28 protein-coding genes are annotated in these 25,657 nt (G+C 69.6%); 14 read left to right on the top strand and 14 right to left on the bottom strand.

Going from position 1 to position 25,657, the window contains the following annotated elements; genetic code table 11:
* Nucleotides 1-37 precede the first annotated feature (37 nt).
* On the bottom strand, nucleotides 38-736 hold the full coding sequence (locus LCL61_RS16780; protein WP_340687669.1) for a TetR/AcrR family transcriptional regulator: 699 nt from the start codon (nucleotides 734-736) through the stop codon (nucleotides 38-40).
* Between the two features lie 72 nt (nucleotides 737-808).
* Between LCL61_RS16780 and LCL61_RS16785 the strand changes: the two genes are divergently transcribed.
* Nucleotides 809-2,242, top strand: a complete 1,434-nt coding sequence (locus LCL61_RS16785; protein ID WP_340687670.1) for a carotenoid oxygenase family protein — start codon at nucleotides 809-811, stop codon at nucleotides 2,240-2,242.
* A gap of 59 nt (nucleotides 2,243-2,301) precedes the next feature.
* Here the strand turns inward: LCL61_RS16785 and LCL61_RS16790 are convergent, their stop codons facing one another.
* The 8 genes from LCL61_RS16790 to LCL61_RS16825 are packed head-to-tail and all read right to left on the bottom strand — an operon-like array spanning nucleotide 2,302 to nucleotide 7,864.
* Nucleotides 2,302-2,688, bottom strand: a complete 387-nt coding sequence (locus tag LCL61_RS16790) for a PPOX class F420-dependent oxidoreductase (protein ID WP_340687671.1) — start codon at nucleotides 2,686-2,688, stop codon at nucleotides 2,302-2,304.
* A 9-nt stretch (nucleotides 2,689-2,697) separates the two neighbouring features.
* Nucleotides 2,698-3,432 carry an ABC transporter permease gene (locus LCL61_RS16795; RefSeq protein WP_340687672.1) on the bottom strand — a complete coding sequence of 245 codons (735 nt, stop codon included), beginning with the start codon at nucleotides 3,430-3,432 and terminating at the stop codon, nucleotides 2,698-2,700.
* Nucleotides 3,429-4,151, bottom strand: a complete 723-nt coding sequence (locus tag LCL61_RS16800; RefSeq protein ID WP_340687673.1) for an ABC transporter ATP-binding protein — start codon at nucleotides 4,149-4,151, stop codon at nucleotides 3,429-3,431. The genes LCL61_RS16795 and LCL61_RS16800 overlap by 4 nt, the downstream gene beginning before the upstream one ends.
* Nucleotides 4,152-4,196: 45 nt before the next feature.
* Complete coding sequence (locus tag LCL61_RS16805; RefSeq protein ID WP_340687674.1) at nucleotides 4,197-4,757, bottom strand: putative glycolipid-binding domain-containing protein; 561 nt, start codon at nucleotides 4,755-4,757, stop codon at nucleotides 4,197-4,199.
* Nucleotides 4,754-5,677 carry an NADP-dependent oxidoreductase gene (locus tag LCL61_RS16810; RefSeq protein ID WP_340687675.1) on the bottom strand — a complete coding sequence of 308 codons (924 nt, stop codon included), beginning with the start codon at nucleotides 5,675-5,677 and terminating at the stop codon, nucleotides 4,754-4,756. The genes LCL61_RS16805 and LCL61_RS16810 overlap by 4 nt, the downstream gene beginning before the upstream one ends.
* A 28-nt stretch (nucleotides 5,678-5,705) precedes the next feature.
* The gene (locus LCL61_RS16815; protein ID WP_340687676.1) at nucleotides 5,706-6,704 is read right to left on the bottom strand and encodes a hypothetical protein; all 999 of its coding nucleotides are present in this window, start codon (nucleotides 6,702-6,704) and stop codon (nucleotides 5,706-5,708) included.
* Nucleotides 6,701-7,210 (bottom strand): SigE family RNA polymerase sigma factor, encoded by a 510-nt coding sequence (locus tag LCL61_RS16820; protein ID WP_340687677.1) that lies wholly within the window; start codon nucleotides 7,208-7,210, stop codon nucleotides 6,701-6,703. The genes LCL61_RS16815 and LCL61_RS16820 overlap by 4 nt, the downstream gene beginning before the upstream one ends.
* Before the next feature lie 27 nt (nucleotides 7,211-7,237).
* Nucleotides 7,238-7,864, bottom strand: coding sequence for a TetR family transcriptional regulator (locus LCL61_RS16825; RefSeq protein ID WP_340687678.1), 627 nt, complete (start codon nucleotides 7,862-7,864; stop codon nucleotides 7,238-7,240).
* A gap of 39 nt (nucleotides 7,865-7,903) precedes the next feature.
* Here LCL61_RS16825 and hisF point away from each other — a divergent pair, with 39 nt between their 5' ends.
* From hisF to LCL61_RS16850, 5 genes are all read left to right on the top strand, one after another.
* Nucleotides 7,904-8,677: an imidazole glycerol phosphate synthase subunit HisF gene (gene hisF, locus LCL61_RS16830; protein WP_340687679.1), complete on the top strand. Its 774-nt coding sequence runs from the start codon at nucleotides 7,904-7,906 to the stop codon at nucleotides 8,675-8,677.
* Nucleotides 8,674-9,063 carry a hypothetical protein gene (locus LCL61_RS16835; RefSeq protein ID WP_340687680.1) on the top strand — a complete coding sequence of 130 codons (390 nt, stop codon included), beginning with the start codon at nucleotides 8,674-8,676 and terminating at the stop codon, nucleotides 9,061-9,063. The genes hisF and LCL61_RS16835 overlap by 4 nt, the downstream gene beginning before the upstream one ends.
* Nucleotides 9,053-9,415, top strand: coding sequence for a phosphoribosyl-AMP cyclohydrolase (hisI, locus tag LCL61_RS16840; protein ID WP_340687681.1), 363 nt, complete (start codon nucleotides 9,053-9,055; stop codon nucleotides 9,413-9,415). Before LCL61_RS16835 ends, hisI begins: the two co-directional genes overlap by 11 nt.
* A complete protein-coding gene (locus LCL61_RS16845) occupies nucleotides 9,412-9,774 on the top strand; it encodes a DUF1304 domain-containing protein (protein WP_340687682.1) in 363 nt (120 codons plus the stop codon). The genes hisI and LCL61_RS16845 overlap by 4 nt, the downstream gene beginning before the upstream one ends.
* Before the next feature lie 248 nt (nucleotides 9,775-10,022).
* On the top strand, nucleotides 10,023-10,499 hold the full coding sequence (locus LCL61_RS16850; RefSeq protein ID WP_340687683.1) for a hypothetical protein: 477 nt from the start codon (nucleotides 10,023-10,025) through the stop codon (nucleotides 10,497-10,499).
* Nucleotides 10,500-10,767: 268 nt separating this feature from the next.
* Here LCL61_RS16850 and LCL61_RS16855 read toward each other — a convergent pair whose 3' ends face one another.
* Nucleotides 10,768-11,373: a TetR family transcriptional regulator gene (locus LCL61_RS16855; RefSeq protein ID WP_340687684.1), complete on the bottom strand. Its 606-nt coding sequence runs from the start codon at nucleotides 11,371-11,373 to the stop codon at nucleotides 10,768-10,770.
* 95 nt (nucleotides 11,374-11,468) lie between these two features.
* Here LCL61_RS16855 and LCL61_RS16860 point away from each other — a divergent pair, with 95 nt between their 5' ends.
* The 5 genes from LCL61_RS16860 to trpA all read left to right on the top strand — a co-directional run bounded on the left by LCL61_RS16860 (nucleotide 11,469) and on the right by trpA (nucleotide 16,597).
* Nucleotides 11,469-13,031 carry an anthranilate synthase component I gene (locus tag LCL61_RS16860; RefSeq protein ID WP_340687685.1) on the top strand — a complete coding sequence of 521 codons (1,563 nt, stop codon included), beginning with the start codon at nucleotides 11,469-11,471 and terminating at the stop codon, nucleotides 13,029-13,031.
* Nucleotides 13,024-13,581 (top strand): Trp biosynthesis-associated membrane protein, encoded by a 558-nt coding sequence (locus LCL61_RS16865; RefSeq protein ID WP_340687686.1) that lies wholly within the window; start codon nucleotides 13,024-13,026, stop codon nucleotides 13,579-13,581. The genes LCL61_RS16860 and LCL61_RS16865 overlap by 8 nt, the downstream gene beginning before the upstream one ends.
* Before the next feature lie 192 nt (nucleotides 13,582-13,773).
* Nucleotides 13,774-14,583, top strand: a complete 810-nt coding sequence (trpC, locus tag LCL61_RS16870) for an indole-3-glycerol phosphate synthase TrpC (RefSeq protein ID WP_340687687.1) — start codon at nucleotides 13,774-13,776, stop codon at nucleotides 14,581-14,583.
* Nucleotides 14,562-15,809, top strand: coding sequence for a tryptophan synthase subunit beta (gene trpB, locus LCL61_RS16875; RefSeq protein ID WP_425342048.1), 1,248 nt, complete (start codon nucleotides 14,562-14,564; stop codon nucleotides 15,807-15,809). The genes trpC and trpB overlap by 22 nt, the downstream gene beginning before the upstream one ends.
* Nucleotides 15,806-16,597 (top strand): tryptophan synthase subunit alpha, encoded by a 792-nt coding sequence (gene trpA / locus LCL61_RS16880; RefSeq protein ID WP_340687689.1) that lies wholly within the window; start codon nucleotides 15,806-15,808, stop codon nucleotides 16,595-16,597. The genes trpB and trpA overlap by 4 nt, the downstream gene beginning before the upstream one ends.
* A 105-nt stretch (nucleotides 16,598-16,702) precedes the next feature.
* Here the strand turns inward: trpA and LCL61_RS16885 are convergent, their stop codons facing one another.
* Entirely contained in the window at nucleotides 16,703-18,076 is a 1,374-nt protein-coding gene (locus LCL61_RS16885) for a glutamine synthetase family protein (protein ID WP_340687690.1), read from the bottom strand.
* A 96-nt stretch (nucleotides 18,077-18,172) separates the two neighbouring features.
* On the opposite strand from LCL61_RS16885, the gene LCL61_RS16890 reads away from it, so the two are divergent.
* The 3 genes from LCL61_RS16890 to lgt are packed head-to-tail and all read left to right on the top strand — an operon-like array spanning nucleotide 18,173 to nucleotide 21,551.
* The gene (locus tag LCL61_RS16890; protein ID WP_340687691.1) at nucleotides 18,173-19,315 is read left to right on the top strand and encodes an amidohydrolase family protein; all 1,143 of its coding nucleotides are present in this window, start codon (nucleotides 18,173-18,175) and stop codon (nucleotides 19,313-19,315) included.
* Complete coding sequence (locus LCL61_RS16895; RefSeq protein ID WP_340687692.1) at nucleotides 19,312-20,481, top strand: M20 family metallopeptidase; 1,170 nt, start codon at nucleotides 19,312-19,314, stop codon at nucleotides 20,479-20,481. The genes LCL61_RS16890 and LCL61_RS16895 overlap by 4 nt, the downstream gene beginning before the upstream one ends.
* A 29-nt stretch (nucleotides 20,482-20,510) precedes the next feature.
* Nucleotides 20,511-21,551, top strand: a complete 1,041-nt coding sequence (gene lgt / locus LCL61_RS16900) for a prolipoprotein diacylglyceryl transferase (protein WP_340687693.1) — start codon at nucleotides 20,511-20,513, stop codon at nucleotides 21,549-21,551.
* Nucleotides 21,552-21,619: 68 nt separating this feature from the next.
* Here lgt and LCL61_RS16905 read toward each other — a convergent pair whose 3' ends face one another.
* The 3 genes from LCL61_RS16905 to LCL61_RS16915 form a co-directional block, all read right to left on the bottom strand.
* Nucleotides 21,620-22,684: a diacylglycerol kinase gene (locus LCL61_RS16905; RefSeq protein WP_340687694.1), complete on the bottom strand. Its 1,065-nt coding sequence runs from the start codon at nucleotides 22,682-22,684 to the stop codon at nucleotides 21,620-21,622.
* Nucleotides 22,685-22,873: 189 nt separating this feature from the next.
* Nucleotides 22,874-23,659 carry an SDR family oxidoreductase gene (locus LCL61_RS16910; RefSeq protein WP_340687695.1) on the bottom strand — a complete coding sequence of 262 codons (786 nt, stop codon included), beginning with the start codon at nucleotides 23,657-23,659 and terminating at the stop codon, nucleotides 22,874-22,876.
* A gap of 65 nt (nucleotides 23,660-23,724) precedes the next feature.
* Nucleotides 23,725-25,476, bottom strand: a complete 1,752-nt coding sequence (locus LCL61_RS16915) for a hypothetical protein (RefSeq protein WP_340687696.1) — start codon at nucleotides 25,474-25,476, stop codon at nucleotides 23,725-23,727.
* Nucleotides 25,477-25,657: the final 181 nt, after the last annotated feature.

Raw genomic sequence — 25,657 nt, forward strand, 5'->3', positions numbered from 1 at the left:
GCACGATTCACCGACCTGTGACCGGGGTATCGCCGGATCAGGTGCCGATGTTTCCCTCTTTCGCGCGCCAGGCCTCGATCGAGATCCGCGCGGACCGCGTCGCGGCCTCGTAAGTGTCGCCGAGACCCACGCCGAGGGCGGTGGCCAGGGGAATCAGGATGTGGTCCACACCATTGTCGCCGTCGCCGAAGTGGCCGGCGACCTCCAGTGTGATGTAGCCGTGCACGGCGCTCCAGAGCTGGGCGGCGACCGCGAACTCCGGGGCCGGGCGGAACCGGCCCGTGTCGATCACCCGCTTCGCCGCGCGGACGAGGAAGCCGAACGCCTCGATGCCCTCTTCGCTGGCGTTCTGGCGGGTCTCCTCTTTGGTCATGTCGCCCAGCGCCGCCTTTTGCCCGCTGGGCTGGCTCTGGCCGAAGGCCACCGCGTAGAGCTGCGGGTTGTCCACCACGGTCCGCCGGTACGCCAGCGCCAGGGTGAGGATGTCGGCCACCGGGTCGTCGGTTTCCTCGACTTCGCCCAGATTCGCCGACAGCCGCCGGAACCCCTCGCGCGCGACCTCGTCCACCAGCGCGCCCATCCCGCCGAAATGGGTGTACACGGCCATGGTCGACGCACCGATCTCGGCCGCCAGCTTGCGGGCCTGGAGCGCCTCGGGGCCGCCGTCCGAGAGCAGCCGGATCGCCGCCTCGATCAGCTTGGCCTTGACCTCGGCGGCGGAGGGTTTCGGTGCCATGCTTGCCAGTGTCTCATAACCCTGTTATAACTGAGTGCATAACATCGTTATTCCAGCGCTAGGGGGCCAGTGATGGGCAACAAGTTCCTCGAAGGCAACTTTGCCCCGGTCAGCCGTGAGCACACGATCACCGAACTGCGCGTCACCGGGCATGTCCCGGAGTACCTGGACGGGCGCTATCTGCGGAACGGGCCGAACCCGCTGTCCGAAGTGGACCCGGCGACCTACCACTGGTTCATGGGCGACGGTATGGTGCACGGCGTCCGGCTGCGGGACGGCCGCGCCGAGTGGTACCGCAACCGCTGGGTGCGCAACCCGCGGCTGTCCGGGGAACTGGGCGAGAGCTGGGAAGGCGGGGCGACCGCCGCCATGGGGGCCAACACGAATGTGATCGGCCACGCGGGCAAGACCCTCGCGCTGATCGAGGGCGGCGCCACCAGCTTCGAGCTGACCGACGAGCTCGACACCGTCGGTGCCTGCGACTTCGACGGCACCCTGCCCGGTGGCTACACCGCCCACCCGAAGCGTGATCCGGAGACCGGCGAACTGCACGCCGTGTCGTACTTCTTCGGCTCGGGCAACAAGGTCCAGTACTCGGTGATCGACGCGCAAGGCCGTGCGCGCCGCACGGTCGACATCGAGGTCGCCGGCTCGCCGATGATGCACGACTTCTCCCTGACCGAGAAGCACGTCGTGTTCTACGACCTCCCGGTCACCTTCGACAGCGACCAGGCCGTCGCCGCGTCCGTGCCGTCGGTCCTGCGCACGCCCGCGCGGCTCGTGATGTCCGCGCTGGTGGGCAAGGTGAAGGTGCCGGATCCGCTCAGCGCGCGGCTGCGCCGGCGGATCTCGGGCAACGCCGGCCTGCCGTACCGCTGGAACCCGAAGTACCCGGCGCGGATCGGGGTCATGCCGCGCGACGGCGGCAACGGCGACGTCCGCTGGTTCGAGATCGAGCCGTGCTACGTCTTCCACCCGATGAACGCCTACGACGACGGCGACGACGTCGTGCTGGACGTCGTCCGGCACCCGAAGATGTTCGACACGGAACTGCTCGGACCCGCCGAGGGCCCGCCGACCCTGGACCGCTGGACCATCGACCTGACCGTCGGCAAGGTCGTCGAAGAACGCCTCGACGACCAGGGGCAGGAGTTCCCGCGTGTCGACGAGCGTTTGGTGGGACGGCGGCACCGCTACGGCTACTCGGTGTCCACAAGGGACGGATCGGCGTCCTCCGGTGCCCTGCTCAAGCACGATTTGTGGAACCGTTCGGTCGCTTCGAGGGAATTCGGTGCGGGCAGCCAGGTGGGGGAGTTCGTCTTCGTTCCGTCTTCTGTGGACGCAGGGGAGGACGAGGGCGTGCTGATGGGCTTCGTCTACGACGCCGCGACGCAGAAGAGCGATCTGACCATTTTGGACGCGGGGACCCTGGAGACCGTCGGTGCCGTGCACCTGCCGGACCGGGTGCCCAACGGCTTCCACGGCAACTGGGTCACCTCCGAGTAAAGGTCCTCGTGAGTGGTAAGGACGGTTCTAACCGTCCTCACCACTCACGAGACCCAGGGCTACTCCGCCAGCTTGATCGCGATGCCCACGGTCCGGTCCTTCGGCCCCCGCAGCCTGCTGAAGAACATCGTGACCCGCCCGGTGATCCCGTACTTCCGCGCGATCACCTTGCGCACCCGTTCGGTCTCGTCGAGGTCCAGCAGCCGAGCCTCACCCGCGACGACGTCGCCATGGGTCTTGGCACCGCGGAAGTCGCAGGCCTGGACCTCGACCCGGCCGCTGTTGCGGATGCGCTTGACCTTGCCCGCCTTCCGCTCGGACCAGAGCACCAGCTCGCCGCCGTCGCCCGCCGCCCAGACCGGGGTCGGTACCGGGGTGCCGTTCTTGCGGAAGGTGGTCAGGACGACGTACTTCTCGGCGGCGATCCGCTCGAACTCCGATCCCATGTGGAGAGTCTAGGGCGTCCGCCTGCGCAAGGTCGCCGCGCCGAGCACCAGCGCGGCCAGTGCGCACGCCCCGACGATGATCAGGTTCCAGAGGAGTGTCGCGTCCACGGTGCCCGACGTGGTGACCCGCGTGAGCGCTTCGACGGCGTACGAAAGCGGCATCACGTTCGAAAGCCGGTTCAGGAGCCAGCCCATTTCCCCGCGCGGCACGAACAGCCCGCACAGCAGGATCTGCGGCAGCACGAACAGCGGCATGAACTGCACCGCCTGGAACTCCGTCCGCGCGAACGCGCTCACGAACAGGCCGAGCGCCATCCCGAGGAGGGCGTCGAGGACGGCGATGAGCAGCAGCATCCCGATCGAGCCCGCGATGTCGAGGCCCAGCCAGGCGAGCGAGATCCCGGCGGCGACGCCGACCTGCACGATCGCGATCGAACCGAACGCGATCGCGTAGCCGAAGAGCAGGTCCATCCTGCCGATCGGCAGGGTCATCAGTCGTTCCAGTGTCGCCGTGGTGCGCTCGCGCAGCGTGGTGATCGAGGTGATCAGGAACATGATCAGGAACGGGAAGACGCCGAGCAGCGCCGGAGCGACCCGGCTGAACACCGCTTCGGAGTTGAAGACGAAGCGCAGCAGCACCATCAGCAGCGACGGGACGACGATCAGCATCGCGACGGTGCGCGGATCGTGCCGTAGCTGAAGGAGGATGCGGCGGGCCGTGGCGAGTGTCAGCGTGGGGTTCACGAGGTCATCTCCGTCTCCCGGACGAGCCGCAGGAACGCCTGTTCCAGATCGGTCGTGCCGGTGCGTTCGCGCAGCCCGGCCGGGGTGTCGTCGGCGAGGACGCGGCCTTCGCGCATGAGCAGCAGCCGGTCGCATCGCGCTGCCTCGTCCATGACATGGCTGGACACGAGCAGCGTCGTTCCGCCCTCGGCGAGGCGGCGGAACAGCGCCCAGAGTTCGTCGCGGAGTACGGGATCGAGGCCGACGGTCGGTTCGTCGAGGACGAGCAGTTCGGGTTTTCCGAGCAGTGCGACGGCGAGGTTGGCGCGGCTGTGCTGTCCGCCCGACAAGGAGCCGACCAGCTTGCCCGCGTGGTCGGTCAGCCCGACTTCGGCGATCACCCTGTCCACATCGGACATCGGCACGCGGAGGACGGAGGCGAAGTAGCGCAACGCTTCCGTGATGGTGAGGTCGGCGTAGATGGCCGGGTTCTGGGTGGCGTAGCCGATCAGGCGCCGCAGCGGCGGGCTGCCCGCGGGATGGCCGAGCACGGTGACCTCGCCCGCGGCGACGATCTGCACGCCGACGATCGAACGCATCAGCGTCGTCTTGCCGCAGCCGCTCGGCCCGAGCAGGCCGGTGACGCGCCCGCGCGGCGTCCGGAACGCGATGTCCTTGACGACCTCGCGACCGCCGCGGACGACCCTCAGGCCCGTCACGGAGATCGCTGAATTAGTCATGCGTTTAATTCTGCGCCCGTTGAGAAGCGTGAGTCAAGGGGTGCTTCAGGACAGCCGGACGGCGATGCCCGGGTAGTCGTGCACCAGCAGGTGCCGGTCGTAGCGCAGTACGCAGGAGAAGTCGAAGACCGGTGCAGCGTAGGCGAAATCGCGGTCACCGATCCGCTCGTAGCGTTGCTCGAGCCGCTCCACGGCGAGGTCGCCCGCACGGACGTACACGGCGGGTGCCTCGGCGGCGGCGCCCGGCGCCAGGCCGAGCCGGTGCACTGGCAGCGTGTTCGTCATCGACGAAGACTCGAGGTCCACGTCGAAACAGCCGTCGAGCCGCGGATCCGTGACCCCGTCCACCCGCCATCGTCCGTCACCGCCGGATTCGAGCACCGTGCGCCGGGCGCCGCTCGCCGACCGGCCGGAGATCTCCGCCGACCTCGTATGCCAGGCGGTGTCGACGGTGATCGCGTACTCGACGAACCAGGATTCGCCGTCCTCGACCGCTGTCGTTGCCCCGCTGATCCTCCAGCCGCCTTCGTGTTCTTGGAAGAACGCGACCTCGAGGCCGGTCCTCGCGTTCCGATGCAGCCAGCTCGCCGTCGTGGGAAGGCTCACGGGACCAGGACGAGCTTGCCCCGGACGTGGCCGCCTTCGCTTTCGTCCTGGGCCGCGGCCGCTTCGGCGAGCGGGTACACGCGGGCGATCGGCAGGTCGAGCTTGCCTTCGGCGGCGAGCGCGGCGCCTTCGGCCAGCGAGCCGGGGACCTGCTCGGCCGGAGAACCCGACGTGAAGCGCACGCCGTGGTCGGCCGCGTCCGGCGCGGCGATGGTGATGACCCGCTTCGGGCCACCGGTCAGCTCGACGAGGGTGGCGAGCGAGCCGCGTCCGGAGGCGTCGAAGGACGCGTCGACGCCCTGCGGCGCGACGTCGCGTACGCGCTCGGCGAGGCCTTCGCCGTACTGCACCGGGACGGCACCCAGCGAGCGCAGGTAATCGTGGTTCGCTTCGCTCGCGGTGCCCAGGACAGTGAGCCCGCGTGCGACGGCGAGCTGGACGGCGATGGTGCCGACGCCGCCCGCCGCGCCGTCGATGAGCAGCGTCTCGCCCTTCTGGAGATCCAGAAGGTTGAGGGCGCGGTAGGCGGTGTTGACGACCGCCGGCAGCGCCGCGGCCAGCTCCCAGGAGAGTGCCCCGGGCTTGCGGATCAGGTTCGCCGGATCCGCGAGGACGTATTCCGCGTACCCGCCGGCGCCGGACCCCATGACCTCGTCACCGGCCGCGAAATCGGATACCCCCTCGCCGACCGCGTCGATCACGCCCGAGATGTCCCCACCGGGCACGGCGGGGAACTTCGCGGGGTACACCTCCGCCATCAGCCCGGACCGGATCTTCCAGTCGATCGGGTTCACGCCCGCGGCCCGGACGGCGACCCGGACCTGGCCGGGCCCCGGCGCGGGAAGCTCGCGTTCGAGGACGCGCAGGACCCCGGAGTCGCCGTACTCGGTGAACGCGATGGAGCGGTAGGTGTCCGTCATGCCGTCGACAACCGCCGCCCGCCCGTCACTATTCCGGCGGCTTCCCGAACCAGCTGTAGTCACCGGGGATGATCTGCAGGCCCTCGGCGATTTCGGCCAGTGTGGCCCGGTCCCGTTTGCCCGACACGGTGAGCCAGCGCCCGCCTTCGACCTGGACGGCGACCGTTTCGTCCAGCTGCCCTCCCCGCCCGTTCCGCGCGGGGAGGGCGAAACCGTCGAGGCCCCGGATCTTGAGCGGCACGGGCGCGGCATCGCCCGCGTCCGGCGGTTGGCCGCCGAGCCTCGCCGTGGCCACCGCCGCCGCGCTGGGCTGCCCGGCACGGGTGGCTTCGAGCTCGGTCGTGCCCCCGTCGACCGTCATGGCCAGGTTCACCCCGGACAGCTCCAGGCCGGCGGGCAACCTGCCGAACCGCAGTTCGCCCGACACCCGGGCACGGCCGTCCCCGACCATCTCGTCCGCGATCCGCTGACCCACGCCGCGCGCGTCCCGCACACCGTGCAGGGTCAAGTTCAGCACGTACGCGTCGTCGGGTGACCAGGTCAGCATCGTCGCGTCGCCGTAGACCTCCGAGACCATGCCGACCCTGCCGTGCACGATGATCTGGTTCGGGGCGGGCGCGATCGTCCACGGCCCGCGCCGCTCGTCCAGCGGAGTGGTGGTCAGCTGGACCTGGCCCGCCTCGCCGCCACTCCACGTCCTGGTCTGAGGCGCCGGATAAGGCTTCGCGGAGCGGCTCATCTCCTTGAAGCCGTCGGGAAGCCAGCCCGGTTTGTACGGCAGCACCGCCCAGTCCGCGTCGCGCGGCGAGGCGGGCGTGACCGTTGTGTAGGCCCGCAGGCCGAGTGGCACGCCGAGCGCGATGATCGCGACCGCCGCCGCGACCAGCGCCAAAGCCATCTTGGGACGGCTGCGCGACCGTTGGGCCAGCGCGTCGCGGATCTCGGCCCCGTCGGGCGCCCGCGTCGCCAGGTGTTCGAGGCTCTCCCGGATCAGGTCCTCGGTGTGCTCGTCACTCAGTCGGGTCATTTGCGGGCTCCCGTGGGCTGCACGGACGGGGACGGCCCGGTTTCCCGCAGCGTCGCGAGCGCGCGCGAAATCTGGCTGCGCACGGTCGACGTCGCGCAGCGGAGTACCGCGCCGATCTCCTCGTCGGAGTAGTTCTCGTAGTAACGGAGCACGATCGCGGCGCGTTGTTTGCGCGGGAGCTTCGCGAGCCGGTCCAGCATCGCGTCGCGTTCGTCGTACTCGATGGCGTGATCGGAGACCGGCGGGCTCATCAGGTCGAGCGCTTCCGGTGACGACGGCGTCACCCGGCGGACCGCCAGCCGCCTCCGCCACGAGAGGTACTCGTTGGTCACCATCCGGCGGACGTACGTCGGCGGCGAGTCGATCTTCGGCCAGCGTTCCTGAGCACGCAGCAGCACCTCCTGGACGATGTCCTGCGCCAGGTACGGATCGTCGGTCAGGACGGTCGCGTAGCGCAGGAGCCCGTCCAGGCGATCCGCGACGAACTCGTCGAAGGTCGCAGGCACGTGTCCCCCTCAGCCGGTGGTCTCGCTCTAGTGACGCGCGAGACCGCCCTGGTGATGCATCGGGAGCCGAACTTTCTCGGCGCCGGGGGTCAGGTAGTACTGCGCGACCGGGGCCAGCATCGCGACGATCTCCTCCTCCGAGGCGTTGACCAGCGGCGGGAGCCCGATGACGTAACGCAGCAGCGCGAACCCGATCATCTGCGCGGCGACCCCGGCCACCCGCACCTTCGGCACGCCGCGCGCCTCGGCGACCCGCGCCAGTACCGCCCGCTCCAGGAACTGCCGCATCATGGTCGCGACCTGCTCGTTGGTGGTCGCGGACCGGATCATCGCCAGGAACGGCGCGCGGCCGTCCGGGGCCTGCCAGAGGCCGAGGAACGCGCGGACGAGGCGCTCGCCGATCTCTTCTTCGGGGCCTTCGAGGATCCGGGGGACCAGCTCGCCAGGGTCCACCGGCAGATTCATCGACGCGGCGAAGAGCCGTTGCTTGGTGCCGAAGAAATGGTGGAGCAGGGCCGCGTTGACCCCGGCGTCGGCCGCGATGGCGCGGACGGTCGCCCCGTCGTAGCCCTGTTCGGCGAACCTGCGCCTCGCCGCGTCGAGGATCTCCTCCCGCGTCTCGGTCTGCCCCGGCCGCCGCCCCGCCTGTGCCATCCCGCGAGCTTAGAACGGGTCTTGACTACGCTTGTCCCCATGTCAGTCGCAGTCAGGGTCATCCCGTGTCTCGACGTCGACGCGGGCCGTGTGGTGAAGGGCGTCAACTTCGCCGACCTGCGCGACGCCGGCGACCCCGTCGAACTCGCCAGGCTGTACGACGCCGAGGGCGCGGACGAGCTCACGTTCCTCGACGTCACGGCGTCCTCCGGGGACCGTGAGACCACCTTCGACGTCGTCCGCCGGACCGCGGAACAGGTGTTCATCCCGCTCACCGTCGGCGGTGGCGTGCGCACGAACGACGACGTCAACCGGTTGCTGCGCACCGGCGCGGACAAGGTGAGCATCAACACCGCCGCCATCGCGCGGCCGGAGTTCCTGCGCGAGGCGTCCCGCCGGTTCGGCGCGCAGTGCGTCGTCCTGTCGGTGGACGCGCGCCGGGTCCCCGAGGGGACCGAACCGACTCCGTCCGGTTTCGAGGTGACCACGCACGGCGGGCGCCGCGGCACCGGGATCGACGCCGTCGAGTGGGCCGCGCGCGGCGAGGAACTGGGCGTCGGCGAGATCCTGCTCAACTCGATGGACGCAGACGGCACCAAGAACGGCTTCGACCTCGAACTCCTGAGCCAGGTGCGGGCGGCGGTCCGGGTCCCGGTGATCGCCAGCGGTGGCGCCGGCGCGCTCGAGCACTTCCTGCCCGCCGTCGAGGCAGGCGCGGACGCGGTGCTCGCGGCCAGCGTGTTCCACTTCGGACAGTTGAAGATCGGCGAGGTCAAGAGCGCGCTGCGCGCCGGGGGAGTCGTGGTCCGGTGATCCTGGCCAAATGGAAGGCCTCCACCGAGGTCAAGGTCGTCTGCGCGCTGCTGCTCGGGCTCGCCCTCGCCTACATCGCGATGGCCGCGATCCTCATGTTCGCGCCGTACTCCACCGCGCGGACGTTCCTCCTGCCGGGTACGTCGCTGGTCCTCGGCGGTCTCGTCGTGGCGGGACTGGTGCTGAAGATGTCTTCGGCGCGGTTCGCCGGTTTCGGCGTCAGCTTCCTGTTCGGGTTGCTGCACGCGTTGTCCATGCTGGCGGCGGAACTCTTCTGGGTGAAGATCGTCTCCGGGCTGCTGTTCGCCGGGTACATCTACACGGCGGTCCTGCTCAACTCGATGCCGGTGAAACGGCACCTTCTCGGAGCCACGAATGACGCTTGACCCCGCCCTCTCGGATCGCTTGAAGCGCAACGCCGACGGGCTGATCGCCGCCGTCGTCGTCGAACACTCCACATCGGACGTCCTGATGATGGCGTGGATGGACGACGAGGCGCTCGAACGCACCCTCACGACGCGGCGCGGCACTTATTATTCGCGCAGCCGCAAGGAACTGTGGGTCAAGGGCGAGACATCCGGCCATGTCCAGCACGTGCGCGAGGTGCGGATCGACTGCGACGGCGATACCGTTCTCCTGCGCGTCGACCAGACCGGCCCGGCCTGTCACACCGGCACGCACACCTGTTTCGACACCGACGAACGGCTGCTGCTGGCCGACGAGAGCGAGAACCCGTGAATGTCGTCGCCAACGTGCTGGTCGGCATCGTCGCCCTGATCCACCTGTACATCGTCGTGCTGGAGATGTTCCTGTGGACCACGCCGCGCGCCCGCGCCTCCTTCGGCACCACCGAGGAATTCGCGAAGGAGACCGCGACGCTGGCGGCCAATCAGGGGCTGTACAACGGTTTCCTGGCCGCCGCGCTGATCTGGGGCCTGATCGCGACCGGCAGCACCGCCTGGCAGTTCAAGATCTACGGCCTCGCCTGCGTGATCGTGGCCGGGCTCTACGGGACGGCGACGGCGAGCAAGAAGATCTTCTTCGTGCAGGTGGTCCCCGGCACGCTGGCGCTGATCGCGGTGCTGGCCACTGGCTGATCTCGCGGTTCCGCCGACGTGCCTGCTCACTTGTACGCTCGGTGCGCTTCTCCGGTTGCCCTAGCGCGAGACGCGACTCGTTATCCGGAAAACCCGCTCTTCTCGTTTAACCTCAGTGCATGAAACTGGGGCGAGGGAAAAGAAAGATCGATCGTCCGAGACGACGTCCAAGGGTCGCCGGGCGACCTCCCTCCGCCGCGGACCACGACTTCACCGAAAGCTTCGAGCCGCCGACGGTCCACGAAGAAGTGGCCAACCCCTTGATCGAGAAACTGTCCCTTCTCGAACAACGGGCGACGGCTTGGGCGGTGTTCTGGATCGCTTACTTCGTCGTGTGCCAGATAGTTTCGGAAGATCGCCGATTCGAGGTGCTCGCCCCGCTGTCTTTGGCGGCCTTCTACGGTATTCCTGCGTGTCTGTACGCCGCCTGGCTCTGGAAGAGTCGCCGCCGCTCCGCTGAGAAGACCGGCTTGCGCGAGGCCACGGCGACGGTCCGGCCGGGCTGGTTGTATCCCAGGATCGACGTCTATCTCGAGCGCGACTACAAACTGCTCCAGACGAGGCGGTCACTGAGGATCGCTCCACGTTTCGAGGGACTCGAGAAGGTTCCCGTCTTCATCGGCGGCGAGGAAACGGACATGATCGTGATCTTCCCGCGCGGACGGTTCTCGAAGGACACGCTCTACACGGTCCCTGTCAAGGAGATCGAGCCGGACACGGCGTGAGCCGCCCACCTCTCGACGCCGGTTCCGGATGCCATGAAAGGTCCTTTCCTTTCAAAATGTGCAAGGAAAGGACCTTTCATAGCGCGGGCCTGGGTTGTCGAGTGGCGTTTCGGGGTGCTGAGACGTAAGGCGAAGGCCCACCCCCAACGTGAGCGAAGGCGTAACTCGCGTGATCGAAGCCGGAACTCGCGTGCTTGAAAGCCGAACTCCGAGATCCGCCTCCAAGCACGCGAGTCAAGGCTCCAAGTACGCGTGATCGCCCGAAAGGTCAGTCGATGTCGCCGGTGAGGTAGCGCTGCACAGTCGGTGCGATCGCGGTGACGAGCGGCTCGATCTCGCTCGAAGCCATCGGCTCAAACTTCGCGACGTAGCGCACCAGCCCCATCCCGACGAGCTGGGAGGCGCAGAGCGTGGTCCGCAGTTCGACGCGGTCCGAGCCCAGCCCGCCGATGACCTTCGTGAAGAAGTTCTGGAAGAAGCCGCGCAGCACGGCCGCGGCCTGCTCGTGCCCGGCGACGCTGCGGACGAGCGCCTGGAACACGTCGCCGCCCGCGCCGTCCCATCGGGTGAGGAAGGTCCGCACGATCCGCTGCCCGAACTCGTCGTCGGGACCGTCGGTCAGCTCGGCGACGAGTTCGCGCGGGTCGAAAGGGAGCTTCAGGATGGCTTGCCCGAAAAGGCCCTCCTTGCTGCCGAACCAGTGGTTCACCATCGCCGCGTCGACCCCGGCGCGCGTCGCGATCGCGCGCACCGTCGCGCCGTCGAAGCCGCTCTCGCCGAACACCGCGCGGGCCGCCTCGAGCAGCGCGGTGCGGGTGTCCTGTCCGCCGGGCCGCCGTCCCCGGCGCCGAGCGGTAGTGTCTTCACCAGCCATGGCGTCATCATGAACGGACCGGGCCAGAAATTCAACAATCTTTGAATTCATCCCCCCGTCCCGGCCCGCACGGCCGTTGCAGCACAATGAGCGACATGGTCAGCGCCGCAAACGCCAGCCCGTCGGGGCTCGGCTCGGTCAGCCCTTCGCGCGACGAGTTCCGTGCGCTCGCCGAGGGCCGTCGCGTCATCCCCGTTGTCCGCCGCGTGCTCGCCGACGGTGAGACCCCCATCGGGGTCTACCGCAAGCTCGCCGCCGACCGGCCGGGGACGTTCCTCTTCGAATCGGCGGAGAACGGCGCGTCGTGGAGCCGATGGTCGTTCATCGGTGTCGACAGTCCCGCCGCGCTGACCGTGCGTGACGGCAAGGCCGTGTGGACCGGCACCCCGCCGGTCGGCCTGCCGACCGAAGGCGACCCGCTCACCGTGCTGCGTGAGACCGTCGCCGCGCTCCACACCGAGCAGCTGCCCGGGATGCCGCCGCTCACCGGCGGCATGGTCGGCTACATCGGCTACGACGCCGTCCGCTGGCTCGAACGGCTCCCCGAACTCGCCGAACGCGACCTCGACATCCCCGAGCTCACCATGCTCCTGGCGACCGACCTGGCCGCCTTCGACCACCACGAGGGCACCGTCACGTTGATCGCCAACGCGGTCAACTGGGACGACTCGGCCGAGCGCGTCGACGCGGCGTACGACGACGCCGTCGCGCGTTTGAACGCGATGACCAAGCAGCTGCACGTCGCGGCCCCGGCCACGGCCGCCGTCTTCGACCGTCCCGCGCCCGAATTCACCCGCCGCCGCTCCAAGCCGGACTTCCACGCGGCCGTCGAGAAGGCGGTCGAGGCGATCAAGGCGGGCGAAGCGTTCCAAATCGTGCCGTCGCAACGATTCGAGATCGAGACCCAGGCCGACGCGCTGGACGTCTACCGTGTCCTGCGCACGTCCAATCCGAGCCCGTACATGTACCTGCTGCGCCTGGACGGCTTCGACATCGTCGGGTCCAGCCCGGAGTCGCTGGTCACCGTGCGGGACGGCCGCGCGACCACGCATCCGATCGCGGGCACCCGCTGGCGCGGCGCCGACCCGGAGGAGGACGCGCAGCTGGCCAAGGACCTGCTGGCGGACGAGAAGGAACGCGCCGAGCACCTGATGCTCGTCGACCTCGGCCGCAACGACCTCGGCAAGGTCTGCAAGCCCGGCACCGTGCGCGTCGTCGACTTCTTCGACGTCGAGCGCTACAGCCACGTCATGCACATCGTCTCCACGGTCACCGGCGAACTCCTCGACGACAAGACGGCTTTCGACGCCGTCGCCGCCTGCTTCCCGGCGGGGACGCTCTCCGGCGCGCCGAAGGTCCGCGCGATGCAGCTGATCGAGGAACTGGAGCCGACCCGCAGGGCGCTCTACGGCGGCGTCGTCGGGTATCTCGACTTCGCCGGGGACGCCGACACCGCGATCGCGATCCGCACCGCGCTGATGAAGGACGGCACCGCGTACGTCCAGGCCGGCGGGGGAGTCGTCGCGGATTCGGTGGCCGACTACGAGGACAACGAGTCGCTCAACAAGGCCCGCACCGTGCTGTCCGCCGTCGCGGCGGCGCAGACGATGATCGCGGCGGACGAACTCGACCCGGCGGGTGACAGCACTCGTGTCTGAGGCCCCGGCGAAGAAGGCCAAGCGTCCACTGTGGATCGCCGTGGTGGGCCTGCTGCTGGGCGCGGTCGCGCTGTGGGGTTCTTCGCAGCTCGTGTGGTTCGCGGAGTTCCGCGACGGAGGCGTGCGCGGCACCGTGCTGTACACGGAAACCGGTTCACAGCGTGCGGTCGCGCTGATTCCGCTCGCGTTGCTGGCGCTTGCCGGCACGGCGGGGCTGATCGCCACCGGCGGCTGGCCACGCCGGGTGCTCGGCGTGGTACTCGCCGTGGCCGGTGTCGCCGCGGTGTGGATCGGCGTGGCGGGCGGCTCGTTCAGTGGCTTCGCCGACGGTCTGCCCGTCGCTCAGCTGGTGGGAGCCCGCGGTCTCGCGATCCTCGGGGGAATTCTCGTGACGGCGGGCGGGTTGGCAGCCATCAAGGGCGCGGGCCGGATGCCTCGTCTCGGCGCGAAGTACTCGGCGCCGGGAGCGAAGAAGAAGGCCGCCAAGGATCCGGAAACCGAGCTGTGGGAGGCGCTGTCCGAAGGCGAAGATCCCACCGCGAGCCGGTGATGGCCGCGGAAAACGCGCGTTTTCGAGATCTACGCCGCGAAAGATGACACGGTTGGCATTCGGAGTAACGGACATACCCGGAACCAGGCCGTATCCGTGCGGGGGTTAGCATCGTTTCGGCGGGAAGGGGAAGGTTTTTGTGAGCGACCTTGCGAAGGAATCCGTGAGTACGACGGCCGGTGAGGAACTCCGGTGAGCGTGCTCGATGACATCGTCGCCGGCGTCCGTGCCGATCTCGCCGAGCGCGAGGCGGTTCTGCCGTTCGACGAACTGAAGAAGCGCGCGACCCAGGTCGCGCCCCCACGTGACGTGCTCGCGGCCCTGCGTGAGTCCGGTATCGGCGTCATCGCCGAGGTGAAGCGGCGCAGCCCCTCCAAGGGTGACCTGGCCGAGATCCCCGATCCGGCCGCGCTGGCGAAGGACTACGCCGACGGCGGCGCCAGGGTGATCAGCGTGCTGACCGAGCAGCGCCGGTTCGGCGGTTCGCTCGCCGACCTCGACGCGGTCCGCGCGGCTGTCGACATCCCGGTGCTGCGCAAGGACTTCATCGTCAGCCCGTACCAGGTCCACGAGGCGCGGCTGCACGGCGCGGACATGGTCCTGCTGATCGTGGCGGCCCTGGAGCAGAACGCCCTGATCGCGTTGCTGGACCGGGTCGAATCCCTCGGGATGACCGCGCTGGTCGAGATCCACAACGCCGAAGAGGCCGACAAGGCCCTCGAAGCCGGCGCGAAGGTGATCGGCGTCAACGCCCGCAACCTGCACACCCTCGAGGTCGACCGGGACGTCTTCTCGCGGCTGGCCCCCGGTCTGCCGATGGACGTCTTCAAGATCGCCGAGTCCGGTGTGCGCGGCCCCGGCGACCTGATGTCTTACGCGGGTCACGGTGCCGACGCCGTCCTGGTGGGCGAAGGGCTCGTAGCTTCGGGCGACCCCAAGGGTGCGCTGGTCAAGCTCGTCACCGCCGGATCGCACCCTGCCTGCCCGAGGCCTTCCCGATGACCATTGAGTACCACGAAGAACCCCACGGCAGGCACGATCCGGACGACCGGGGCTACTACGGCCCGTACGGCGGCCGGTTCATGCCGGAGGCCCTGATCGGCGTCGTCGACGAGGTCGCGGCCGAGTACGACAAGGCGCGGAACGACCCGGACTTCGTCAACGAGTTCCGGCGTCTGCTGCGTGACTACGCCGGCCGTCCGTCGCTGCTCACCGAGGCCAAGCGCTTCGGTGAGCACGCCGGCGGCGCCCGGATCTTCCTCAAGCGCGAGGATCTGAATCACACCGGTTCGCACAAGATCAACAACGTGCTTGGCCAGGCGTTGCTCACCAAGCGGATGGGCAAGAAGCGGGTCATCGCCGAGACCGGGGCCGGGCAGCACGGCGTGGCCACCGCCACCGCCTGCGCGCTGCTGGACCTGGAATGCATCGTCTACATGGGCGAGGTCGACACCGAGCGGCAGGCGCTGAACGTGGCGCGCATGAAGCTGCTCGGCGCCGAGGTCGTCCCGGTGAAGACCGGTTCGCGCACGCTCAAGGACGCGATCAACGAGGCCCTGCGCGACTGGGTCACCAACGCCGACACCACGCACTACCTGTTCGGTACGGCGGCGGGCCCGTACCCGTTCCCGATGATGGTGCGGAACTTCCACAAGATCATCGGCGAGGAGGCCCGCGTCCAGATCCTGGAGCAGGCCGGGCGCCTGCCGGACGCCGTCGCGGCCTGCGTCGGTGGCGGATCGAACGCGATCGGCATCTTCCACGGCTTCATCGACGACCCGGAAGTCCGTCTCGTCGGTCTCGAGCCGGGCGGCGAGGGCATCGAGGGCAACCGCCACGGCGCCACGCTGACCAAGGGCACACCGGGCAACCTGCACGGCGCGATGACGTACCTGCTGCAGGACGAGGACGGCCAGACCGTCGAGTCGCACTCGATCTCCGCGGGCCTCGACTACCCGGGTGTCGGCCCGGAGCACTCGTGGCTCAAGGACAGCGGCCGCGCCGAGTACCGGCCGGTGACCGACGCCGAGGCGATGGACGCGTTCAAGCTGCTTTCGCGCACCGAGGGCATCATCCCGGCGATCGAGTCGGCGCACGCGCTGGCGGGCGCGCTGGTGCTCGGCCGCGAACTCGGTCCCGAGGGGCTGATCATCGTGAACCTGTCCGGTCGTGGCGACAAGGACATGGACACGGCCGCGAAGTACTTCGGCCTGGTGGAGAACGCATGAGCGCGCTGGACGACCTCTTCGCGAAGACCCGGGCGGAGGGACGCGGAGCGCTGATCGGGTACCTCCCGGCCGGTTTCCCGACGGTCGACGGGTCGAAGGACCTGCTGGCCGCGGTGGTCGACGGCGGCGCCGACCTGGTCGAGGTGGGCGTGCCCTACTCGGACCCGGTCATGGACGGCCCGACCATCCAGGCCGCGTCGGTCAGCGCGCTTTCCGGCGGCTTCAAGCTCAAGCACCTGTTCGAGGTCGTCGAGTCGGTGTCGTCGCGCGGCGGCAAGGCCGTCGTGATGACCTACTGGAACCCGGTGCACCGCTACGGCGTCGATCGCTTCGCGCGGGACCTCGCCGCCGCGGGCGGGCTCGGCATGATCACCCCGGACCTGATCCCGGACGAGGCCGACGAGTGGATGGCCGCCTCCGAGCAGCATGGTCTGGACCGGATCTTCCTGGTCGCGCCGTCCTCCTCGGAGGAGCGGATCGCGAAGACCGTCGCGGCCGCTTCGGGCTTCGTGTACGCCACCGCGGTGATGGGCGTGACGGGTGCTCGTGACCAGGTCGGCGTGCACGCCGAGGAGCTGGTCGAGCGCACCCGCGCGCATACGGAGCTGCCGATCGGCGTCGGGATCGGCGTCCGGTCCGGCGAGCAGGCGGCGCAGGTCGCCGGTTTCGCGGACGGTGTCATCGTCGGCTCCGCGCTGGTGACCGCCGCCGCGAGCGGACTGGACGCGGTTCGGGAGCTTTCGGCCGAGCTGGCCGCGGGTGTGCGGAAGACCGTCGCCCCCGCTTGATCTGACGTGGGCTGAAGGGGCCCTTCACCGCATGCGACGCGGTGAAGGGCCCTTTCGCTGCGTCGCATGCGGCGAAAGGGCCCTTCAGCCCACGGTGAGTTCAGCTCAGTGTCGCCAGCGCTGCGCTTCGGTGATCTCCTCCGGGGTCGCGAGCGCGAACCGCTCGATCTCCGCCCGCCGCAGGTCCACGATCGTCGTCGCCAGCGGAGCGCCGAACGCGGCAGTGAGGGCCTTGTCCGCCTCGAACGCCGCGACGGCGTCCTCCAACCGCAGCGGCAGCCGCTCGATCCCGCGGGCGGCGCGCGCCTCGTCGGTCAAGATCCCGGGGTCGACGTCGAGCGGCTCCGGCAGCACCGCCTCCTCGTCGGCTCCGGCCATCCCGGCGAACAGCAGGGCGGCCGCCAGCAGATACGGATTCGCGGTCAGGTCGAAGCATTTGACCTCGAGGTTCGCCGCCGAGTCACGGTTCCCGGCGACGCCGCGTACCAGCCGCAGCGGCGTCTCCCGGTTCTCCAGCCCCCACGCGGCGTACACGCCCGCCCAGTGGTGCGGCTCCAGCCGCAGATAGCTGACCACCGACGGTGCCCCGATCGCGAGCAGCGCGGGCAGCCGTCGCAGGATGCCCGCGCTGAACGACTCCGCGACCGGCGTCAGCCCGAAAGCCCTTTCCCCGCCGGAGAAAAGGTTCCGCGCGCCGTCACAGACGCTCAGATGCACATGCCCGCCGTTGCCGACGCCGGCGGGCGCGAACTTCGGGGTGAAGGACGCCTTCAGCCCGTGCCGGTGGCTGAGCGCGCGGATCGTCTCCTTCGTCAGGACGGCGATGTCGGCCGCGCGCACCGGGTCCGCCGCCGCGACCGACAGCTCGAACTGGCCGTCGGCGTACTCGGGGTGGATCTGTTCCACGCCGGCCCCCTGTTGGTCCAAAGTGGACACCAGGGCGCGGAGATAGTCCGCGTGCTCGGAAAGTCTCGCGTAGCCGTACGCCGGGCCCGCGGTGGCCGAGGTCGGATCGTCCGGGGCGTCGGCGCCGGTGATCACCCATTCGATTTCGAAGCTCATCCGCGCCCGGTGACCGCGCGCGGCGAGCCGGTCCACCGCCGTCGCCAGCAGGGCCCGCGCATCCTGCGGGTGCGGCTCGCCCTCCTGGTCGAGTTTCGTCACCGGCGCCCAGGCCCAGCCAGGCTGCCCGGCGAGCACGGTCAACGCGTCGAGGTCCGGATGCAGCCGCAGGTCACCGACCGGGCCGAGGGAATACTCGCCGCCGCTGATGACGTCGTCCGAGCCGAAGAAGTCGAAGGACTTCGAAGCGCCGACACCCCAAGCGGCCGCGGACGGCAACTTCCGCAGCGGTACCGCCTTGACCCGCGCGATCCCGGCGTTGTCCACGAAGGTCAGCGCCACAAGCTCGACACCCCGGGCCCGGAGTTCCCCGGTGAGGGCGGTCGCGCGGGCGGTCAGTGCTTCCCGGTTCACCATGGTTCCTCATCCTGGCCTCGATCGGAGTCCCTTGCCACGCCCGGATCCGGTCATAGGGTGAGGCCGCACTCGTCGACCACGAGAAGGGACGCGCTCATGCCGGGACCCCCGATCCTGCCGTTCGTCGCACAGACGAGGCTCGTGGACCACCACTGCCACGGCGTCGTCACCGGTGATCTGGGCCGGATCGAGTTCGAACAGCTGCTCACCGAGGCCGACACCGTCTCGTCACTGGGCACGACCCTGTTCGACTCGCTGATCGGGCTCGCGGTGCGGGCCCGCTGCGCCCCGGTGCTCGACCTGCCGCCGCACGTCCCGGCCGAGGTCTATCTGGCCCGCCGCGCCGAACTGGGCGCCACCGAGGTCAACGCGCGGTTCCTGCGCGCCACCGGCACGACCGAATTCCTGCTCGACGGCGGCTTCCTGCCGGACACGCTGACCACGACCGAGCAGTTCGCGGCCCTGTCCGGCGCCCGCGCGCGGGACATCGTCCGCCTCGAACAGGTCGCCGAAACGGTGATCGGCTCCACCACCGCGGCCGGATTCGCGTCGGCCTTCGCCTCGGAGCTGGCGAAACGCGCCACGACCGCGGTCGGGTTCAAGTCCATCGCCGCCTACCGCGTCGGCCTCGACCTGGCGGGGGAGCGGCCGACGGACACCGAAGTCACCGAAGCGGCGGGCCGCTGGCTCGCGCGGATCGAGGCGGGCGGACCGGTCCGGCTCGCGGACGAGGTCCTGCACCGGTTCCTGTTCTGGACCGGGATCGACCTGGCCCTGCCGATCCAGTTCCACGTCGGCTTCGGCGACGCGGACGTGGACCTGCACCGCTGCGATCCGCTGCTGCTCACCGGGCTGTTGCGGGCCACCCGGTCACACGGGGTGCCGATCATGCTGCTGCACAACTATCCCTTCCACCGGAACGCCGCGTATCTGGCGCAGGTCTTCGAGCACGTGTTCATCGACGTGGGACTCGCGACGCACAACGCCGGTCATCGTGCGCCCGCGATCATCGCGGAGACAATGGAGATCGTGCCGTTCGGGAAGCTGCTGTTCTCCACGGACGCGTTCGGGCTGGCCGAGCTGCACCACCTCGGCACCGCGCTGTTCCGGCAGGGGCTGTCCGACTTCCTGTACGCGGGGCTCACTTCGGACGTACTGTCCGAAGTGGACGCGCATCGGATAGCGGCGCTGGTGGGGCACCGCAACGCCGAACGGGTGTACGGGCTGGAGGGGACATGACGGAACTGGACGAACTGCAGGACCGGTGGGAGGCCGCCGTCGAGGCGGAACTGCCGTCCGCGATCGAACTGCGGCACCGGGTGCACGCCGATCCGCGCGCGTCGGGGGACGAGGAGGACACCGCACGGGTCGTCGTCGAGGCGCTGGGCATCGACGAAGGGGTCCGGGTCGCCAAGACCGGGCGTGCCGTGCTGCTTGCCGGTACCTCGCCGGGACCGGCCGTGGCGCTGCGCACCGAGCTGGACGCGCTGCCGGTCACCGAACGCACCGGGATCCCGTGGGCCTCGGAGACACCGCTGATGCACGCGTGCGGGCACGACGTCCACATGGCCGCGCTCGTCGCCACCTGCCGCGCGGCCTCCGTGGTCGGGGTGCCCCGGCCGCTCCTCGCGCTCCTGCAGCCGCGTGAGGAGACGTCGCCGTCCGGCGCGCTGGACATCGTCGACTCCGGCGTGCTCACCGAATACGGCGTCGAGTCGGTCATCGGCGCGCACGTGCAGCCCAGGCTCGCGGCGGGGGTGGTTTCGGCGGTGCCGGGACCGGTCAACGCCTCCGCCGACGAGTTCGACGTCGTCGTCCGCGGTCAAGGCGGGCACGCCGGCTACCCGCATCTGCTGCGGGACCCGATCCTCGCGCTCAGCCAGATCGTGGTGAGCCTGCAGCAGCTCGCGAGCCGCCGGGTCGACCCGGTGTTCGGCGCGGTCTGCTCGGTCGGGCGGATCGAAGCCGGGACGACGGCGAACGTCGTACCGAACGAGGCCCGCCTGTCGGGCTCGCTGCGGCTGATGCGCGCCGAAGACCGCGACCTCGCCCTGGAGGGGCTCGCCGAGGTCGTCCACGGCACCGCACAGGCGCACGGCTGCCGGGCGGAACTGGAGATCAGCCCGTGCGAACCGGTGCTGCACAACGACGCCGGGCTCACCCAGCGCGCGCACCGGCGGCTCGTCCGGACGGGGGCAGTCGTGGACACCGACTTCCGGTCGTTCGGCGCCGACGACTTCGCGCACTACTGCGGGATGACACGCGGGCTGATGATGTTCATCGGCCTCGGCGACACCGCGGGCGCGCCCAGCCTCCACGACGAGGTGTTCCTGCCGCCCGACGCCGCCATCGGGCACGTCGCGTCCGCGCTGATCGCGGGCTATTTGGCCGCCGTCGAGGGCTGACGCCCCCAAGAAGTGGACGAAGCGCTACGGTGGCCGACGTGAATACCGCCTCGGCAGCGTTCCTCGCGACCATCCCCAGTCCCGACCAGGGCGTCTGGCATATCGGGCCGGTCCCGATCCGGGCCTACGCGCTCTGCATCATCGCCGGCATCATCGTGGCGATCTGGCTGGGCGAGCGGCGCTGGGTCAACCGCGGCGGCACGAAGGGCACGGTCATCGACGTCGCGGTCTTCGCGGTGCCGTTCGGCCTGGTCGGCGGGCGGTTGTACCACGTCATCACCGACAACCAGCTGTACTTCGGCGAGGGCAAGAACCCGCTCAACGCGCTGAAGATCTGGGACGGCGGGCTCGGTATCTGGGGCGCGATCGCGCTCGGCGCGGTCGGCGCGCTGATCGCCTGCCGCCGCCGGGGGATCCCGCTGCCCGCGATGGCGGACGCGCTCGCGCCGGGGATCGTGATCGCGCAGGCGATCGGGCGGCTCGGAAACTACTTCAACCAGGAGCTCTACGGCGCGCACACCGATCTGCCGTGGGGCCTGGAGATCTACCAGCGCTACAACCCGACCAACCCGGACGACTTCCTGAACGGTGTCGCGCTCGGGCACGTCCCGCTGCCGGACAGCCCGGTGCACCCGACGTTCCTGTACGAGCTGATCTGGAACCTCGGTGTCGCGCTGCTGGTCATCTGGGCGGACAAGAAGTTCCGCCTCGGCCACGGCCGCGTGTTCGCGCTGTACGTCGCCGGGTACACCGCGGGCCGGTTCTGGATCGAGATGATGCGGACCGACACCGCGAACCACATCCTCGGCCTGCGAGTCAACGTGTGGACCTCGATCCTGCTGTTCGCCGCGGCGATCGCGTACTTCGTCCTCGCCGCCAAGCGTGGACCGCGGGAAGCGCCGGAAACGTTGTGGAGCAAGGACGTGCCGCGAGAGGACTCCGGAGCCTCTTCCTCCTCCGAGCCGTCCGATGAGGAGCCGCACGCGGACGTCGCGGCGGCTCCGGACACCGTCCGGGACTCGGCCGCGGACAAGGCGACCGAGGACCCGAAGCCGGACCCCGAGAAGTAGCACTCCGATCAAGTCCCGTGAAGGCCTCCTTCCCTACCCTCAAGGTAGGAAAGGAGGCCTTCACGGCATCAGGGAGCCACCAGGCCCCGCCCCGTCACCAAGGGCAGGTCCAGCGCCGTCAGCAGCCCGGGCGGAGCCGCCACCACCGCCGGGATCGCGTTCACCAGCCGCATCGCGGTCGCCTTCAGCCCGGCCGTGTTGTGGTCGCCGTCGGTGCCGACCAGGCGCAGGTCCAGTTCATACCGAGGCTCCCCGGTCACCTGGACGCGGTAGCAGCCCTGCCCGCTCGGCTGCGGCCAGTCCGGCCCGAGGTCGCCGCGCAGCCGCGTGACGTGCTCCAGCACGCACACCGCCCGCCCGCCGCGCATGCCGCGCACCTCGAACCGCAGCGCCGCCGCCGTGCCTTCTTTGATCGTCCCCGAAGCGATCTCGAACGTCTCGGGAGCCGGAAGCCGTTCATAGACCTCCTCGACGGCATCGAGTCCGACGTCCAGCCCGGCCGCGAGCTGCCGCACGACGCTGCCCCAGGCCAGCGACAGCACACCCGGCTGCAGCAGCAGTGGCAGATCGTCCATCTCCCGGCCGAAGCCCATGATCTCGAACAGCACCTTGCCGTTGTCGTACGTCGAATAGTCGAGGATCTCCAGGCAGCGCACCTCGTCGATCCGTTCGCACACGCCGGTGAGCACCAGCGGCAGCCAGTCGTTGGCGAAACCGGGGTCGACACCGTTGACCCACAGCGAAGCACCGCCTTCGCGAGCGGCCTCCCGGATCGGCTCGATCATCTCCGGCGGGACGACGCCTTCGGGATACTGGAGGAACACCGGGCTGCTGGACACCACGTTGATCCCCGCGCGCAGGAAGCGTTTCAGGTCTTCGACGGCCTCGGGCAGCCGGTCGTCGGCCATCGCCGTGTAGAGCACGCAATCGGGCCTCAGAGCGATGAGCGCGGCCGCGTCGGTCGTCGCGGTGACACCCAGCGGACGACCGAGCCCGGCCAGATCCCCAGCGTCCACGCCCGCCTTGGCGTCGCTCGAAACCCAGACTCCGGCGAGTTCGAGATCCGGCCGCGCGGCTATCCCCGCCAGCGCGTGGCGGCCGACGTTCCCGGTACTCCACTGGACCACGCGCACGGCGTTCGCCTCCTGATGTCTGGTCGGTGAACCCGCGTCCGCGATCGACGTCGGCAGGACGCTGCCTGGGAGACCACGTCACGGTTGACGAGCAGGGCGTCCTGCCACCGCGATAGCGGGGCCTTCGGCCAGGAAGGGTTCACGCGTATGGTCCTTTTCCCGATATCTCTCAGCTCCGCGGACAGTCTCCTACAGATCGGGCAGGCCCAGCTCGAGGTTCGGGGCCTGCAATCCGCCGTCGACTTCGATGATCTTGCCGGTGACGTACCGGCCCGCGCCCGACGCCAGGAACACGACGGTGGCCGCGATGTCCTCGGCCTCGCCGATCCGGCGCAGGGGAGTGGCGGCCTCCATCCGGCCGCGCAGTTCGTCGTTGCCCACCACCACTTCGAGCGCGGAAGTCGCCACCGAGCCGACCGAGATCGCGTTCACCCGCACCTTCGGCGCGAGATCGGCCGCCGCGAGCCGGGTGTAGTGCGCCAGCGCGGCCTTCGCCGTCCCGTACGCGGCGAAGCCACGGCCGGTCACGCGGCCCATGACCGACGAGATGTTGACGACCGATCCGCCCGTCTCCAGCAGGGACGGGGCCGCCGCGACGGTCAGTGCGTGTGCGGTCGAGACGTTGAAACGAAAGGCTTCCTCGAGGAATTCGGCGGTGGTTTCCAGTAGCGGCCGGGGATAGGTTCCGCCGACGTTGTTGACCACCAGGTCCAGCCGCCCGAATTCCGCCGCCGCGATCCGAGCCAGCTCGCCCGCGGCGGCCGGGTCGCTCAGGTCGGCGGGCACCACGTGCGCGCGCCGGCCGGTGGCGGCGACCAGGGCCGCCACGTCGTCGAGCTGGGTTTCGGTGCGGGACGAGATCACCACGTCGGCACCGGCCTCGGCGAGTGCCACGGCCGTCGCCGCGCCGATCCCGCGTCCGGCGCCGGTGACCACGGCGACCTGGTCGGTGAGCCGGAAACGGTCCAGGATCATGCGCGGAACTGTAACACGTTCTAGTGGATGCCGGTCCCGCCCGCGCGGAGCGGGACCGGCTCCGCCTAGCCGTTCACGATGAACGAGTAGTACCGCGGATCACTGAAATTCCCGTCGGTGTAGACCGAACTGACCTCGAGGACATGTCCGCCGGCGCTGCCCGGGGTGAGCGAGACGGTCGCGGTCCCGTTCGTCGCGGGGACCATGCCGGACTCGCCGTTGTCCAGCATGTAGAAGAAATCGGTGACGTCCGGACGTCCCGACGAGAAGACGAACTCGCCAGGTACGCCGACTCCGCCGCCCGGCTGATCCGCCGGATAGGTGGCACTGGTGACCGTCGGGACACCGCTCTGCTCCACCCGGCCCTCCCATTGTTCGGACCTCCAGCCTTCCTTGGTCCGGCTCGACACCACCAGGTAGTTCCACGGCTCCTTGGGGGTCACCGTGGTCGTCGCCTTGCCGTCGGGTCCCGCCGGGACCACGACCTCGCCTGCCCAGCCGAAGTCGTAGACGTACTCGACGACGCCGGGCATCGCGCCGGGGGTGAAGTCGAGCCGGAGCGGCTTGCCCACGGCGACCGTCCGGGCGTCGTAGGTGACACCCGGCTCCGACGGTGTGGCGGTGAACCCGTAGTGCGTGCCGGGACCGTTGTTGCCCGCCTTGTCCCTGCCCCAGGCGCTGAAGGTGTCGAACTCCGTCTTCGGCGTGTACTGGACGGTCGCGACACCGCCGGGGCGGTCCGCGGGTACGTAACCGTTGCCGGTGTTGAAGCCGATGATGTCCTGATCACCCTTGGCATCGATCGTGAAGGTGCCCGGGATGCCGATGGCGCCGTGCCGCTCGCGGTCGTTCGGGTAGTCCGCCGACGTCACGACCGGCGCGGTGGTCGGTGCCACCCGGTCGATGATGAAGGAACACGGCGCGCTGACCGGTCCGGCCAGTCCCTCTTCGACCCCCTGCATCGTCCACCGGTACTCGCGGCCGTGGGTGGTGAACTCGGACGGTAACCAGTAGCGCACGTGACGCGGCGCGGCGGAGAAGTAATCAGGACCCAGTTCCAGCCGCTTCGCGGGGTCGTCGGCCGCCCAGACCGTCACCTTGGCGGAGACCGCGGACCGGTCGGGGTCGTCGACCCGGCCGTAGACCTCGATGGGGTTGTCCGCCGTGTACACCGGATCCGCGCCGCACGGCTTGAGCCCGACGTGCAGGTCGGTCGGCACGGTCGGCGGCCGGTTGTAGTCGACGTAGAGATGCAGGCGGTTCTCGACGCGCCTGCCGTAGGCCGGGTCGAACTGCCGGTCGTCCGGCATCCGCAGCGCGAAGGTCACGGATTCCTTGCCCGCGGCGAGTGCGGCCGTGATCGCCTGTCCCGCGTCCCATTCGACGCGGTTCCACAGGCAGCCGCCCTGGGCGCCCGGGCCGGGAAGCTTGGTTCGCTCCTTCGGCTGACGCAGCCAGGTCGGCGCCGTCGCCGGGTCGGTGACCCACAGTTCGGTCGCGCGCGGCTTGGTGCAGTCGTTGGCGGCGGTTTCCGTCGCGTACGCCTCGGCGTAGCCGATCGTGGCCCCACGATAGGGGCGCAGGTCGAAGGTGAAGTACGCCTTCGAAGCGTGGAACCCGCGGTCGGTCCAGGCGCCGACCGGGACGTCATTCCCGGTGGCGGTGAAGGACTTCGCCGGCGCCTTGAGGTCGATGTAGACGGCCGGCGCCGAAGTGGCCGTCTCGGAGGTGGCCAGCGCGGGCGTGGCCGAGAGCAGGGCGGAGAACGTGAGCGCGGCCGCGCCGAGCACAGCGGTTCTTCGGATCAAGTTGAGCATCAAGCCCCCAGAGGTGAGGTGATTTCACCTCTAGGTCGATCTAGAGCGGTGTCAGGTTGCCGTGAAGCGCAGGATTGGGCCGTACGGCCTAATCGGCCCAGGGCTCGCGCCGGGCGCCTGGAGTGACTAGGGTCGCCTCACCGCGTCTCGTGACATCCCGGAACGGGACATATACTTAGCG

This window comes from Amycolatopsis coloradensis, from assembly GCF_037997115.1.
GTDB lineage: Bacteria > Actinomycetota > Actinomycetes > Mycobacteriales > Pseudonocardiaceae > Amycolatopsis > Amycolatopsis coloradensis_A.